Here is a 16077-nt window from a genome sequence, read left to right on the forward strand (position 1 = left end):
TAAAACCCACTTAAATTGGTCAAATAACAACCTTCATTGATCTTAATTTAAATTTTTCTTCTTTTTCCTAGTACTAAATATAAAGTATTTCTAGCAAAACTTCATATTTAGTACTAGCATAAGACATAGTAAGTGCCATACCCTAATTTTCATTAGGTTGTTTTAAAGGGATATAGCAAGCTTTAAGATAACAAGCTTAGCTCTATTGTTTGGTGACTTGCTTTTTTATATTTTCAAGATAAATCAATCTAGAGGGTAAAATAATGATTCGTACTAAAATTGTACTGGGCTCTATCGTATTAGCTTCAGCATTACTAGCGGGTTGTTCTAACAGCACTGAAGTGCAAAAACTCTCTTCAGACGTGCAAACTCTGAATGGTAAAGTTGATCAACTGAGCAACGACGTTCAGTCTCTGCGTTCTGACGTACAGACAGCTCAAGAAGAAGCAGCACGCGCTAATCAACGTCTGGATAACCAAGTTCGTACTTACAAAAAATAAGTTCGATTTGGCGATAATCTAGTCTTAAAGATTCTTCTTTGAAGCTAGTAGCATTTATGAGGGCCTATGAAAATAGGCCCTTATTATTTTGTCAGGATTATTGAGTTACAACAGAAGAGCGGTATTTTGCAGGTAGCAAGGCCCCAACTTTACCGTCATAGATAGGTTCTGGCTGTGAAATCGAGAATGGTTCAATAGGTACTAAACCTTGGTGTTGTGTTTCATCTTCTGGGATACCATTGCTCTGATCATTATTTACACGCACAGGCATACCAGAACGTCTTGCTAGCTCTTTTTCCACTAAAGCCTTATCAATCCCTTCATTTTCTAGAAAACGCTTGAAATCGTCAGACAGTTTGATTGGCATGGTTTGTGGATCATCGTTACTTGTCCGTGACAATGGCTGATGTACCTCAATGTAATAGCTACCATCCGCTTCTTTAGAGTATTTCACTGGTTGTTCAATAACTTGGACACGAGTCCCCTTTGGTACTGTCTTAAATAATGCTTCAATATCATCAGGACGTAAACGAATACAACCGGAGCTCACTCGCATACCAATACCAAAATCTGCATTAGTACCATGAATGAGATATTCACCACGCCCATATGCGAGTCGCAATGCATACAAGCCCATTGGATTTTCAGGCCCTGCCGGGACTACCGCAGGAAGCGTTATACCTTCTTTCGCGTAATTTTTGCGGATATTCGCCGTTGGTGTCCATGTAGGATCTTTAATTGACTGACTTACTGAAGTCACCATTTCAGGTGTGTCGCGACCTAACTGGCCGATACCAATAGGATAAACAATCACTTCTTCACTGTTCGCAGGGTAATAATATAAACGCAACTCCGCCAGATTAATCACAATTCCCGTTCTTGGTGTTGATGGTAACAACATTTGCGCTGGAATGATGAGTTCTTTACCCGCTTCAGGAAGGTACGGGTCTGTTCCTGGGTTTGCTTCAAGCATACCGAGTAGGCCGATTTGGTGCTCACTTGCAATGGCCTCCAATGGTCTCCCATCATTGGGGACGATATACGTGTAATTTTCCCCGATAAGACGAGTGTTACTGTCAGGTAATGGATATTCTTTTGCTTGAGCTGGAGCCAATAAGGCGCTCATGACAAATAAACTTGCCACCGTCAAAACTCTTTTCATACCTACTCCAAGGAAAATAGTGTTCTTACAATAATTCAATGATTATTGTTCATAATAGCAACTATCCTTCATATCTTTAATACTAATTAAATATTTTTATTAAGTATTAATAAGGAGGTAGTCTTTTTATGATAGTCAAATGCAATGACCTGAATGGATTGGTCGGATAAAAAATAATAACCAAGAAGTAAAATATAAGTAAGGGAGTATAAAACTCCCTCCAGACTTGCTGCCAAACCTATTATGTTTGGCAGCAAGTCTGATAGGTTTTGAAAATAAATTAGGAAAATCAATTTATTGATTTTCGGCTGATAACACAAAGCGGGAAAAACCACGCTTTTATCCCGCTTTGTCAACAACCTCAAGGGAGCATAACGCTCCCTCGGTAGGATTATACTAATTGTGCCGCACGCGATAAAATTGTGCGGATCATCGCGTTTAAACCTTGAGTTCGCGAAGGTGTTAAATGTTGCTCCAATGCGAGTTGTTCAAAAAATGACTTCACATCGAGTGCGAGTATTTGTTGCGCCGTTTTGCCTTGAAAAAGGATAATCACAATAGCAACTAACCCTTTAACGATTGCTGCATCGCTGTCACCAGCAAACGTAATTGTACCGTCTGCTTGTTTTTGCATATCAATCCACACTTGGCTTTGGCACCCTGCGATTAAATTATTATCGCCTCGTTGTACCTCAGAGAGTTCAGGTAAACGTCCCCCTAGCTCTATCATATAGAGATAGCGTTCCTCCCAGTCTTGACAGCGGGAGAAATTACGTAATAACTTATTTTCATCGGGTAATGCGGGCATGCTCAGTTCCTTTACCATATATTTCTTATGTGCTTAGCCTAACAATTTTTTAATGCGCTGTAACGCATTGTATAAAGAATCGATTTCTTCTTTCGTGGTGTATATCCCCACAGAAGCACGGCACATAGCAGGAACGTGATAATGTTCCATTAATGGTAAAGCACAGTGATGACCAGTACGGATAGCAATACCATATCTATCGAGAAAAGAACCCACATCATAGGCGTGGTGCTGGCCTAGATTAAACGCCAAAACGCCTTCCCGTTGGTCATTGCCATATAAAATAACTGATGGTATCTCTTGCAATTTCTTAGAGGCATATGCCATTACTTCAGCTTCATGAGCAAATGCATCAGGTAAATTAAGTGCATTTAAATAATCGAATGCCGCCCCTAACCCAATAATTGCGCTAACGTTCGGTGTTCCCGCTTCAAAGCGCCATGGCGCATCGGCAAAAGTGATCCCTTTGGTCAGGCTGACTTGGCGGATCATTGCCCCACCGCCCTCCCATGGTGGCATCATATCCAAAATAGCTTTTTTGCCATAAAGGATACCAATACCTGTCGGGCCATATAGCTTATGCCCTGAAAACACATAGAAATCACAGTCTAAGGCTTGCACATCAACCTGCTGATGCATTGCACCTTGCGCACCATCGACCAATACTGCGATCTCTCCGCCTTTTGATGCCGCAATTGCTCGCGCTTGTTTAATGATATCTTGTACTGGATTAACTGTTCCCAATACATTAGAAATATGTGTAAAGCTCAATAATCGCGTACGTGAATCAATGACATCATTTAATACATCTAATTGCAGTCTACCATCGTCAGAAATTGGGATAACTCGAATTTCAAAACCAATTTCTTCCGCTAACATATACCAAGGTACAATATTCGCATGGTGCTCCATTTCAGTGATGACAATATTGTCCCCTTCATGGAAATACTTTCGACCAAAACTATTTGCAACAAGGTTAATACCTTCCGTTGTGCCTTTAACAAACACGATTTCTTCATTTGAAGCTGCGTGAATGAAAGCGGCGGCTTTTTGGCGAGCCTCCTCCATCATTGTCGTCGCATTTGCACTGAGAGTATGTATGCCGCGGTGAACTGCAGCATACTGATGTAACGTAAACTCACTTTCTTTTTCAATAACTTGCAAAGGCTTTTGTGCACTTGCGGCGCTATCTAAATAAACCAACGGATGATTATTGACTGACTGTGATAAGGCAGGAAAATCCTGCCTTACTGAAGCGACATTGAATAGCATGGATATTAAACCTCCGCTAAGCGCTGGCGGATGTTTGCCATCACAGCGTGTTTTAACTCTTCCGATTCAATAGATTCTGTAAGTTCCGCAGCAAATGCGATAATAATCATATGTTTTGCTGCTTTACCTTCAATTCCTCTTGAGCGTAGATAAAACAGTTGTTCGTCATCAATACGACCGACCGTTGCACCGTGACCACACTTTACGTCATCTGCATAAATTTCAAGCTGAGGTTTAGTATCAATTTCTGCTTTTTCACCTAACAACAACGTGTTGTTAGTCATTTGGCCATCTGTTTTTAATGCGTTAGGTGCGACTTTGATCATGCCATTAAAGACAGCTTTACTGCTATCCATCGCAATCACTTTGTGTAATTGACGACTATTGCAGTAGCCTTTATTGTGCTCTAAATACGTGCGAGTATCTGCAATTTCATTGCCTTTAGGGAGCAGTATACTGTTGAGTTCAAACTCAGTATTTTCACCGTCAAGGCGAGCACTGGTATGGTTTCGTGTTAATAATGCGCCAAGTAAAAAACTGGTACTTTTCACACGGCTATCGCGCCCAATAACAATATCATTGTGAGCAAAATGCTGAGCCTGGCCATTTTCAACATTTAACTTAAAGTGACTAAAGTCTGCGTTATCACCGACTTCAACTGTTAAACGGCTGCCAGTCATGTGTGTTTGCTCATTCAAACTGACATAATGCTCAATAACTTGGGCTTTACTATTTGCATCTAACGTTAAATGATACCGATACTGGCTAATATTAGTGGCCTGTTTATCGCCACCACCTGTTGAAATATTAAGCAAATACAGTGGCTTTTCTGCTATTTTATTTGCTGCAAGGTGGACGACTAACGGTTGTACCGCCAAGCTTTCTGTTAAATGCAAGAAAATCTCGCTATTTACAGGTGAAGGAAGCAAGTCTTGATTATCAAGCAAAGCCACTTGGAATGGCCCCATATCAATAGAGCTTAATGTGGAACTATAACGCCCATCGATTAAAACAAGGCGATATGCGTCAATCGACAAAGCCAAAGCTTCACATTCGTTTAGTGCAACATCATCATCACTAAAACGATACTGTGTCTCAAGTACGGTATTTAGTGGAGTATAGTGCCAATCTTCATGACGGAACACAGGTAAACCAACTTGTTTTGCTATTTCCCAATGGGTTTTAGCATGTTGAGAATTTGCACCATGTCGTTGTTCAAATAATTCAGAAAAACGTGACATTGCTTGCTCGTTAAGCTTCGCAACTTCCGCACGTTTTTGTGCTCTTTCACTGTTGGTCAATAAGCCAGCCATAACCCTGCTCCTCCAGTTTTTTCGCTAAACTGAAATCACCTGATTTGATGATTTTCCCTTGATATAACACATGGACAAAGTCAGGCTTCACATAATCTAAAATACGCTGATAGTGGGTTACGATGATAAAAGAACGCTCAGGCGAACGTAATGAATTCACACCATTTGCCACAATTTTCAGCGCGTCGATATCTAAACCAGAGTCAGTTTCATCGAGAATACACAATTGCGGTTCTAAAGCCGCCATTTGCAAGATATCATTACGTTTTTTCTCGCCACCGGAGAAACCTACGTTGACAGAACGCGCAAGTAAATCTTCTGGCATTTCTAATAATTTGATTTTGTCTTCAATAAAATCTTGGAAATCGAAACGATCTAATGCTTCTTGCTGGCGATATTCTCTAACTGCATTCACTGCCGTTTGTAAGAAAAATTGGTTGCTGACGCCTGGAATTTCAACAGGGTATTGGAATGCAAGGAAAACGCCTTCCCCTGCACGCTCTTCTGGATCTAGTTCAAATAGGTCTTTTCCTTTAAACGTCACTTCACCGCTATCAATTTCATACTCTTCGCGGCCAGCAAGTGTGGCGGATAATGTACTTTTACCAGAGCCATTTGGCCCCATGATAGCGTGAACTTCCCCTGGTTTTACCTCCAGAGATAACCCTTTTAAAATCTCATTACCTTCTACACTCACGTGTAAATCTTTAACACTTAACATATTTACATGCCTTTAGCGCTTTAGCGCAAATAAACTCGGTTAGGATCAGCCAACGCTGTGCTCTAAGCTGATCGCCAGTAATTTTTGTGCTTCTACAGCAAACTCCAATGGAAGCTCCGAGAACACATCTTTGCAGAAACCATTTACAATCATTGAAATTGCATCGTCTTCGCTGATACCACGTTGTAAACAGTAAAATAACTGGTCTTCCCCAATACGTGAGGTTGTCGCTTCATGTTCGAGTTGTGCCGTATTATTCTTAACTTCCACATATGGGAATGTATGTGCACCACATTGGGTACCAATTAACATAGAGTCACATTGGGTAAAGTTACGAGCGTTATGTGCACTCGGTAGAATTTTCACTAAACCGCGATAACTGTTTTGGCTTTTACCTGCAGAAATCCCCTTAGAAATGATCGTTGAACGAGTGTTTTTCCCGATATGGATCATTTTCGTTCCGGTATCCGCTTGTTGATTACCGTTCGTTAATGCAACGGAGTAAAATTCACCGACAGAGTTGTCCCCTTTAAGGATAACGCTTGGGTATTTCCATGTGATGGCAGAGCCAGTTTCTGACTGTGTCCATGACATTTTTGAATTTTCACCTTCACACAATGCGCGTTTAGTAACAAAGTTTAGGATCCCACCGGCTTCGCTATCTCCACCGGAGAACCAGTTTTGGACAGTCGAATATTTAACTTCGGCATCTTTATGAATAATAACTTCAACAACCGCTGCATGGAGCTGATAACTATCACGAACAGGTGCGGAACACCCTTCGATATAGCTCACATAACTACCTTCATCAGCAATTAAAATCGTGCGCTCAAACTGGCCGGTTTTGGCTGCGTTGATCCTAAAATACGTTGATAGCTCCATTGGGCAGTGTACGCCTTTTGGTACATACACAAAGGTACCATCTGAAGCCACTGCCGCATTTAATGCAGCAAAAAAGTTATCATGGCTCGAAACGACTGACCCGAGGTATTTCTGTACCAGTTCAGGGTACTCTTGAATAGCCTCACTGAACGAACAAAAAATAACACCATGTTTCGCTAAGTCATCACGGTAAGTTGTAGATACTGAGACCGAGTCAAAAATGGCGTCAACCGCAACGGCCTTCCCTTCACGTACAGGAACACCTAATTGGTTAAAGGCTTCTTCAACTTCAGCCGTTAAATAATTATTGGTTTCCGCCACACCAGTGCCTTGTGTAGCACCAGATTGCGAACCACAGGTATCATCACATGAGCCACAAGATGGCGCAGAATAATAGCTGTAGTCTTGGTAATCGAGATTTGGGTAATTTGCTTTAAGCCAATGAGGTTCTTCCATGCCTTTCCAGTGATTAAAGGCATCAAGACGGAATTGGAGCATCCACTCAGGCTCATTACGTTTAGCTGAAATTGCGCGAATAACATCTTCGTTGATGCCTTTCGCCATTTCATCCGTTGCGACTTCGGTAAAGAAGCCTTCTTTATAACGCTGGTCATCAAGCCAGCTTTGAACATCATCGCCAACTTCTACATTGCTCTGTGACATAATCTGACTTCACATGTTAAACGCCGAAGCTTTCACCACACCCACAGGCATGTTGGGCTTTCGGGTTATTAAATTTGAAAATTTGATTCAGCCCTTCTTGGACAAAATCAACGACTGTACCATCAATAAATGGCATTGCTTCTTTTGGCACATAAAGGTGTGCACCATCGAGTTCAAATAACAGGTGTTGGTCTGTTGGGTTTTCGATCATTTCAAACACATAACCGAAACCTGCGCAGCCAGACTGTTTTACGCCGAGTGAAAGCCCTTTTGTATTTGGGTTTTGCACCATCAATTTTTTGATTTGTTTTGCAGCGCTTTGTGTCAGGCTAACTCCCTGCCAATTGTTTTCATCAAATGAAAATGTCTCTACACCGTCAGTCATATTGACCCCACATTTCTTATGGCTTTTCAGCCTGTTATCAGGAGATTAACTCTGCCTACCCTATGGTAATGATTAGCTAATTGACTTCAACCATTTGTTTTAAGAGGTTATAGCTATTTTAGCACTTTTTTTGCTCGCACTCAGGTCAAAAAGCAAACAAAACGACAAGAAAACAAGCCTAACCAATTGATAAACAACAAATAAGTAGAGTTGTGTTTTTTATTTAAATTTGTACTAAATAATACACTTAAATGACACAAATTAATAAAGGTGCATTTATTATACAACTTAATTAACTTGATAAAAAATGAATTTATAGAAAGAATGGGCATAAAGCCATACAAAGTAAAGGGTTTTATCGGGTTTTCTGGCCTATCTCCAGCCAAAAAACCCATACAGTTAAAGTGGTTATCATTCAAATAATACAGCGGTTGTCAGGCGAGAAGTACAACACAATTTGCCTTGCTCATTGAAAATCTCAATATTCCATACTTGCTGACGACGCCCTAAGTGAATAGGTTTACATATGCCTTTAACAACCCCTGAGCGAGCCGCCCGAACATGATTGGCATTGATTTCCAACCCGACCACCTTTTGTTCTCCTTCCGAGCACATATAACCCGCAATTGAACCTAAGGATTCAGCTAATACAACAGAAGCACCGCCATGCAATAACCCAAAAGGCTGTTTGGTGCGATGATCAACAGGCATTATCCCTTCTAAATAATCATCGCCAATTACTGTAATTTCAATACCGAGATGCCCTAACATGCAGGTTTTTGACATTTCAGCGAGTTGCTGCAAATTAAATTGACGTTTCCAAATCATTAAACTATCTCCAGCAGCGCTTGAATCGGATGTTTTATCGATACATTTTCCATGCGTTTAACTTGGCTACGACAGGAATAACCTGAACTTAAACAACGTTCTTTTGGCAAAGAAGACATCGCCTCCTTCCACGATAAGTTATATATTCCTTTTGAATTTTCAAGATTGGCCACTTCGTGCCCATAAGTCCCAGCCATGCCACAACAGCCAACACTAACATTATTTAATGTTTGCCCAAAGCGTGCAAATAACACCGCCCATTGATTCGCACTATTAGGTAAAGCCGTAGATTCAGTACAATGACCGAAAAAATACCACGGCTGGGTCGATGTGGTTTGCACATTGTGTGGTTCAGGCAATGTCATTAACCATTCATGCGCTAACATCACCGTAAATTGGCAGTGATCTTTGCCTAAAATTTCATGATATTCATCGCGATAACAAAGTACTAGTGCGGGGTCAACACCGACCATTGGCAACTGCAATCTTGCCACTCGATTTAAAAAATCTGCCGTCTTACGAGCCGTTTTAGCAAACTTCGCTAAAAAGCCTTTGATGTGTTGTGCTTTTCCATTCGGCGAGAACGGTAGCAACACAGGCTTAAGACCTAATTTCTCAATTAAATGGACAAAATCTGCCACCACTTTGGCATCGTAATAACTAGTGAAAGGGTCTTGAACCACCAGCACATAGTTTTCACGCTGTGAAGCAGTCATACTTTCAAGTTGTTCAAGCGTGAGAGAAACCGCAGCATGGCCTGAAAGTTCTTGTTTTAACGTTGGTTGAGAAAATAACGGTAAATCGACCATACCAATGGTGTGCTGGCTCAATTTTTGCACCACTGGTTGACGCAAGAAGAAATTAAATACGCCAGGTAGTTTGGAAAATAATGGCGCACTTGCTTCAACGTTTGCAACAATATGGTCCCGAATAGGACGCAAATAACGCCCATGATACAACGCTAAAAATTTTGCTCTAAATGATGGGACATCAATTTTAATTGGGCATTGCGTTGAGCAAGCTTTACAGGCAAGACAACCAGCCATTGAGGCCTTCACTTCATGAGAAAAGTCATAATCACCTTGTTTAGCACGCCAAGTGTTACGTGTTTTTTCTATCAGCCCACGCAATGACGGTTGGTCTTGCGTAATGCCTTTTTCAAGGTGTTCTGGTGTAACGCCTTGTTCAGCTAATAGCCTTAGCCACTCACGGACAAGTGTCGCCCGGCCTTTTGGAGAATGAATTCGTTGGCCACTCACCTTCATCGACGGGCACATCGGGCTCTTCACATCAAAATTGAAACACAGCCCATTACCATTACATTCCATTGCACCACGGAATTCTTGGCGCATTTGGACGGGTATTTGTCGGTCATACGTTCCTCGTTTGATGCCATCAACCTGCTTCATCGGTGCATCCAGCCCCGCAGGTGGGCAAATTTTGCCCGGATTCAAGCGGTTATCAGGGTCAAATGCCGCTTTGATATTACGCAACTCACCGTATAGCACATCACCAAAAAATTCAGGGCTATATTGCGCACGGAAACCTTTCCCGTGCTCTCCCCACAACAACCCACCGTACTTAGCAGTTAACGCAACAATTTCATCAGAAATTTGTTTCATCAATACTTCTTGCTGTGGATCGCACATATCAAGCGCTGGACGAACATGTAATACCCCGGCATCCACATGACCAAACATACCATAATTCAATTTATGACTGTCTAATAACGCACGGAATTCCACTATATAATCAGCAAGATGCTCAGGAGGAACGCAGGTATCCTCAACAAATGGAATTGGCTTCGCCGCACCTTTACTGTTGCCCAACAGCCCCACGGCTTTTTTACGCATGTTATAAATACGCGTAATATCTTCAAGATCATGGCAAGTTTGATAGCCAATCACCCCAGCTTGATTATCCGCCATTAATTCATCTAAGCGTTGGCACAAGCTTTCAGTCAATTGATTGATTTCATTTTCATCATCGCCACTAAATTCAACGATGTTTAACCCTAACATCTCTTTGTTTGGCACATCCGTAATTAAGGCTTTGACGGAATGCCAAACGATGTCTTCTTTTGCCAGGTTAAGCACTTTTGAATCCACAGTTTCAACTGATAGCGCTTTAGCTTGCACCATAAAGGGAGCATTACGCAGTGCAGACTCAAATGAGTCATATTTCACATTCACTAAACGACGGACTTTAGGGAGTGGTGTAATATCCAATGTTGCTTCAGTGATAAAGGCAAGGGAGCCCTCTGAACCAGTGAGAATACGAGTAAGGTCAAATTCTGTTAACTCATCATTAAACACATGACGTAAATCATAGCCTGTCAGAAAACGATTTAATTTGGGAAATTTTTCTTCAATTAAAGAGCGTTGCTTTAAACAGCGTTCTAGCACCGTTTTATAAATGCGCCCTACTGTAGAATCTTCTGACGCAATCGTTTGGGCGAGTTCAATAGGCATAGCACGCGTATCTAAGCATTCTCCCCCTAAGACCATAGCTTTGACGCCTAACACGTGATCAGAGGTTTTACCATATACTAATGAGCCTTGGCCTGATGCGTCAGTGTTGATCATTCCACCTAGCGTTGCTCGGTTACTGGTAGATAGCTCTGGTGAAAAGAAATAGCCATAAGGTTTGAGGTATTGATTTAATTGGTCTTTGATGACCCCCGCCTCAACCTTAACCCAACCTTGCTCTGGGTTTATTTCTAAAATTCGATTCATATAACGGGACATATCCACAACAATCCCTTCGGTTAAGGATTGCCCATTAGTTCCCGTTCCCCCTCCCCGTGGGGTAAAGCTAAGCTCACGAAATTTCGCTTGCCCCGCAAGCCGAGTGATTATTTGTACATCTGCACTCGAACGCGGAAACACAACCGCTTGGGGTAATAGTTGGTAAATACTATTGTCTGTCGCCATGGATAAACGCTCAGCATAGCTGGTGCCGTTATCCCCAGTAAAACCGTGTTCTTGTAGCTCATGCAAGAACTCAATAACTAAATGACTAAGATGAGGAGCTTCTGATATACGCGGGATCATTATTAACGATGACTCTTGTTGTTTAGTGTTCGCATTACTCGTTATGTACTATCTTTATTTTAAGTTGCACAATAGTGTTTGAGGTCTATGATGAGTTACCTTCACAGCCTGTAAAGACAGCACAGCCGCTGATGACATTGTCATCATGAACCATATCACAATATTGTTTTTTTTAACCGTGAAAAATAATTACGTTATTTTCACCTAAAAATTTGCTACACACGCAGAATTTTCATTTGTAAAGGATCAATCATTAATGGAAAAATCGCAAAAGCGCTTGGATCTTCCCAAACTTATTTTCGGCCTATTATCCATCGTTTTAATGATAGCAGCCTGTTTTTGGGTACTTAATCCATTTATTCTTGGCTTTGTATGGGCGGGAATGATGGTAATTGCAACTTGGCCACTATTATTAAGACTAGAAGCTCGCTTATGGCGCAAGCGCTGGTTAGCTGCATTAGTGATGGTTCTTCTTATATTACTATTATTCGTTATCCCATTAGGTATCCTAATTGGCAGTATTATTGAAAACAGTACTCCACTTATTGATTTAGCTAAATCACCATCAAGCCTAACACTGCCTGATTTAGAATGGCTAAATACTATCCCGATGGTAGGTGAAAAAATTTACTACGCATGGCATAGCTTAGTTGCCAGTGGGGGTAATGCTTTACTGGCCAAAATTCAACCCTACTTTGGCCAAGCCGCAGGGTGGTTTGCCACTCAAGCCATTAGCGCAGGAAGATTTGTTTTTCACTTAATGTTAATGCTGCTGTTTAGTGGTTTACTCTATCTTAAAGGCGAATCAGTCATGGTTGGTATCCGCCATTTTGCTGTGCGTCTGGCAGGGATCCGTGGAGATGCAGCTGTCGTATTAGCAGCGCAATCTATTCGAGCCGTTGCGTTAGGTGTTGTCGTGACTGCACTAATTCAAGCCATCGTCGGTGGTATTGGCCTCGCCCTTTCTGGCATCGGTTATGCAGCAATCTTGACTGTTCTATTGTTTATTTGTTGTGTGGCTCAATTAGGGCCTTTGTTAATCATGATCCCTTCCGTGTTATGGCTGTTTTGGACAGGAGATACGACCTGGGGGATCATCTTGGCCATTTGGGCTGCAGTTGTCGCTACTATGGATGGCGTTCTTCGCCCATGGCTAATTAAAATGGGCGCAGACTTACCCATGGTTCTAATCCTTGTTGGTGTTATTGGGGGAATTTTATCATTTGGTATGATTGGTTTGTTTATCGGCCCGGTTGTATTAGCCGTTTCTTACAGCTTATTAAAAGCTTGGATGAACGAAGTCGCTGTTCCGAATGAAGACTTAACAGAAACTGAAAAGTTTCTAGAGGAAGAGTTTTCGATTAAAAAGTAGTATACCGCCAATTAGTCGCAGGTATGTTTAAGCTATACATGCCTGCGAACTTAATAAATCCAGCTCCATTAATATTTAGAAACAATATTTAACATTCTAACGTTAGTATTTAGTCTAATTTATGTTAACATAAATCTATTGAATTAATTCTCTTTAAGTAACAATGAGTAATATTAATATTGAGAGTGTTCTTAATGATTGTATAATATGAATAGTTTAATATTCAATTATTGAATCATATGAATCTAAGAAGCCGCGCCCTTCCCCCTTTAGGCGTTGCTTTATTAAAACTGAATTGCTGTGTGTAGTCTTTGCCTGTCAGCCCATGATAGGCTTTTTTTTTATCTTTATTTAATATGAATACTATTCATGTCATAATCAGAACATCACTTTATAATTATTGATTAACATCAATTTTTGTCATTATTATTCGTTATGATACTCCTTTAGCGTTATATAATTAATTAACTTGCGTTACTCTTATTTAGCATATATTTGCCTATTAAATTTAATACACATAATAAGGGTAATTATATAAGACTTATTGGTTGTTTATGCCTAAAAAGCATTACACAACCACTTATTCAAAACTATTTAATATCAAACTACCTATTATAGAATTTATCAATTTCTATAATAGGTAGTTTTGATTAAGTAAACACAAAGGCTGAATGTTATTCACATTCAGCCTTGATAATTAAAAAACTAAATAGTTATTGATTTTCAGCTATCGTTAGCCATGTTTGCACGACGGTGTCAGGGTTTAAAGATAAACTATCAATACCTTCATCAACCAACCATTGAGCAAAATCTTGATGATCGGATGGCCCTTGCCCACAAATGCCTACATATTTATTTTGGCGTTTCGCAGCCTGTATTGCCATGGATAGCATCGCTTTCACGGCATCGTTTCGTTCATCGAATAATTCAGAAACAACCCCCGAGTCCCTATCAAGACCTAACGTTAACTGAGTCATATCATTCGAACCGATAGAGAAACCGTCAAAATGTTCGAGGAATTGATCAGCCAGTAAAGCATTTGATGGGATTTCGCACATCATAATAACTTTTAAGCCATTTTCACCACGTTTCAAATCATGTTTAGCCAATTCTGCAACTACGGCTTCCGCCTGTGCAACCGTTCGAACGAATGGGATCATGATTTCAACATTTGTTAGGCCCATGGTATTACGAACACGTTTAACCGCTTCACATTCCAATGCAAAACAGGCACGGAAGCTATCAGACACATAGCGCCCTGCACCACGGAAACCTAACATTGGGTTTTCTTCTTCAGGTTCATAAATATCCCCACCGACTAAGTTGGCATATTCGTTTGACTTGAAGTCAGATAAACGGACAATAACGCGTTTTGGCCAGAAGGCTGCTGCTAACGTCGAAATTCCTTCGGTTAATTTACCGACATAAAATTCAATCGGGTCATCATAACCTGCCATCATTTGGCGAATTTCTGCTTGTAGCTCAGGAGATTGCTTATCAAATTCCAGCAACGCTCTTGGGTGAACACCAATCATACGATTGATGATAAATTCAAGCCTAGCTAAGCCCACGCCTTCATTAGGTAAACAAGCAAAATCAAATGCACGGTCAGGGTTACCCACGTTCATCATAATTTTGACATCTAGGCTTGGCATATCACTCACTTCAGAGCTATGAATCTCAAACGCTAGTTTACCTTCATATACAAAGCCTGTATCACCTTCAGAACAAGAAATAGTCACCTCTTGGCCTTCTTGCAAGCGGTCAGTCGCATCACCGCAACCGACAACGGCTGGAATCCCTAACTCACGAGCGATAATCGCAGCATGGCAGGTGCGCCCACCACGATTGGTAACAATCGCAGCCGCTTTTTTCATTATAGGCTCCCAATCAGGGTCGGTCATATCGGTAACAAGTACATCTCCCACCTGAATTCTATCCATTTCACTCAAGTTATGAATAACTTTAACAGCCCCTGAGCCAATTCGATGACCAATTGCACGTCCTTCAACTAAAACTTGTCCTTGTTGTTTTAATTGATAACGCTCCATCACTTGTTGATTAGAACGAACAGTTTCTGGTCTGGCTTGAACTATATACAAACGTCCATTATGACCGTCTTTTGCCCATTCAATATCCATTGGGCGACCGTAGTGTTTTTCAATCTGTAAAGCTTGGCGTGCAAGCTCTTCAACTTCGTGATCAGCCAAAGAGAAACGATTGCGTAGAGCCTCTGGCACATCTTCGATTTGTACTTGTTTTCCGTGCTCTTTACTGTTGGCATACACCATTTGTAATTTTTTTGAGCCCAGTGTACGACGTACAATCGCAGGACGGTTATTGGTTAACGTTGGTTTATGGACATAAAACTCGTCAGGGTTCACAGCGCCTTGTACCACCATTTCACCTAAACCATACGCAGAAGTGATAAATACAACTTGGTCGAAACCTGATTCAGTATCAATCGTAAACATGACACCCGACGAGGCTAAATCTGAACGTACCATGCGTTGAACACCCGCAGAAAGTGCTACGCCGCGGTGATCATAGCCTTGGTGAACGCGATATGAAATCGCACGGTCATTAAATAATGAAGCAAAAACGTGTTTAATCGCAACTAAGACTGCGTCTATCCCTTGAACGTTAAGGAATGTTTCCTGTTGCCCTGCAAACGAAGCGTCAGGCATATCCTCAGCAGTTGCCGATGAACGGACAGCAAATGAAGCTTCCGCTTCACCTTCTGACAGTTGCGCGAATGCATCACGAATATCTTGTTCCAACTCCTTCGTCAGTGGTGTATCAATCACCCATTGACGGATCTGAGCACCTGCTACAGCCAGTTGGTTCACATCATCAATATCCGTTTCATCTAGCAGGTTATAAATGCGCTGATTTACACCGCTCTGCTCCAGAAAATCATTAAACGCCTGTGCGGTTGTCGCGAAACCGTTAGGTACGGATACTCCCAGATCAGATAAGTTAGTGATCATTTCACCGAGAGAAGCATTTTTGCCCCCAACACGGTCAACATCATTCATCCCTAATTGGTTATACCAAAGTACATTACACGGAGTGAGGCCATTTGTGGACATTGAAAGCGATCCTTTTATAGCAATTT

At 41.2% G+C, this 16077-nt stretch carries 12 protein-coding genes; 2 read left to right on the forward strand and 10 right to left on the reverse strand.

The annotated features are described in order from the left end of the window. Positions 1 to 263 precede the first annotated feature (263 nt). Positions 264 to 500 (forward strand): major outer membrane lipoprotein, encoded by a 237-nt coding sequence (locus PSE60_RS07850; protein ID WP_004263789.1) that lies wholly within the window; start codon positions 264 to 266, stop codon positions 498 to 500. 97 nt (positions 501 to 597) lie between these two features. Here PSE60_RS07850 and PSE60_RS07855 read toward each other — a convergent pair whose 3' ends face one another. From PSE60_RS07855 to ydiJ, 9 genes are all read right to left on the reverse strand, one after another. Then, entirely contained in the window at positions 598 to 1662 is a 1065-nt protein-coding gene (locus PSE60_RS07855) for a L,D-transpeptidase family protein (RefSeq protein WP_272665052.1), read from the reverse strand. A 391-nt stretch (positions 1663 to 2053) separates the two neighbouring features. Continuing rightward, complete coding sequence (gene sufE, locus PSE60_RS07860) at positions 2054 to 2470, reverse strand: cysteine desulfuration protein SufE (RefSeq protein ID WP_210838289.1); 417 nt, start codon at positions 2468 to 2470, stop codon at positions 2054 to 2056. Between the two features lie 33 nt (positions 2471 to 2503). Then, positions 2504 to 3742: a cysteine desulfurase SufS gene (gene sufS, locus PSE60_RS07865; protein WP_210838287.1), complete on the reverse strand. Its 1239-nt coding sequence runs from the start codon at positions 3740 to 3742 to the stop codon at positions 2504 to 2506. A gap of 5 nt (positions 3743 to 3747) precedes the next feature. Then, positions 3748 to 5055 carry a Fe-S cluster assembly protein SufD gene (sufD, locus tag PSE60_RS07870; protein ID WP_272665053.1) on the reverse strand — a complete coding sequence of 436 codons (1308 nt, stop codon included), beginning with the start codon at positions 5053 to 5055 and terminating at the stop codon, positions 3748 to 3750. Next, positions 5030 to 5776, reverse strand: coding sequence for a Fe-S cluster assembly ATPase SufC (gene sufC, locus PSE60_RS07875; protein ID WP_004263776.1), 747 nt, complete (start codon positions 5774 to 5776; stop codon positions 5030 to 5032). The genes sufD and sufC overlap by 26 nt, the downstream gene beginning before the upstream one ends. Positions 5777 to 5821: 45 nt before the next feature. After that, positions 5822 to 7321, reverse strand: coding sequence for a Fe-S cluster assembly protein SufB (sufB, locus tag PSE60_RS07880; RefSeq protein WP_004910407.1), 1500 nt, complete (start codon positions 7319 to 7321; stop codon positions 5822 to 5824). Positions 7322 to 7337: 16 nt separating this feature from the next. Next, the gene (sufA, locus tag PSE60_RS07885) at positions 7338 to 7706 is read right to left on the reverse strand and encodes a Fe-S cluster assembly scaffold SufA (protein ID WP_004910405.1); all 369 of its coding nucleotides are present in this window, start codon (positions 7704 to 7706) and stop codon (positions 7338 to 7340) included. Positions 7707 to 8117: 411 nt separating this feature from the next. After that, positions 8118 to 8534 carry a 1,4-dihydroxy-2-naphthoyl-CoA hydrolase gene (gene menI, locus PSE60_RS07890; RefSeq protein ID WP_210838283.1) on the reverse strand — a complete coding sequence of 139 codons (417 nt, stop codon included), beginning with the start codon at positions 8532 to 8534 and terminating at the stop codon, positions 8118 to 8120. Beyond that, positions 8534 to 11587 carry a D-2-hydroxyglutarate dehydrogenase YdiJ gene (gene ydiJ / locus PSE60_RS07895; protein WP_272665054.1) on the reverse strand — a complete coding sequence of 1018 codons (3054 nt, stop codon included), beginning with the start codon at positions 11585 to 11587 and terminating at the stop codon, positions 8534 to 8536. The genes menI and ydiJ overlap by 1 nt, the downstream gene beginning before the upstream one ends. 256 nt (positions 11588 to 11843) lie before the next feature. On the opposite strand from ydiJ, the gene ydiK reads away from it, so the two are divergent. Further along, a complete protein-coding gene (gene ydiK, locus PSE60_RS07900) occupies positions 11844 to 12959 on the forward strand; it encodes an AI-2E family transporter YdiK (protein ID WP_109911261.1) in 1116 nt (371 codons plus the stop codon). Positions 12960 to 13672: 713 nt separating this feature from the next. Here ydiK and ppsA read toward each other — a convergent pair. Then, entirely contained in the window at positions 13673 to 16051 is a 2379-nt protein-coding gene (gene ppsA, locus PSE60_RS07905; RefSeq protein WP_210840152.1) for a phosphoenolpyruvate synthase, read from the reverse strand. Between the last annotated feature and the right edge of the window lie 26 nt (positions 16052 to 16077).

The sequence above is a fragment of the Providencia sp. PROV174 genome (assembly GCF_028480685.1).
Classification (GTDB): domain Bacteria; phylum Pseudomonadota; class Gammaproteobacteria; order Enterobacterales; family Enterobacteriaceae; genus Providencia; species Providencia rettgeri.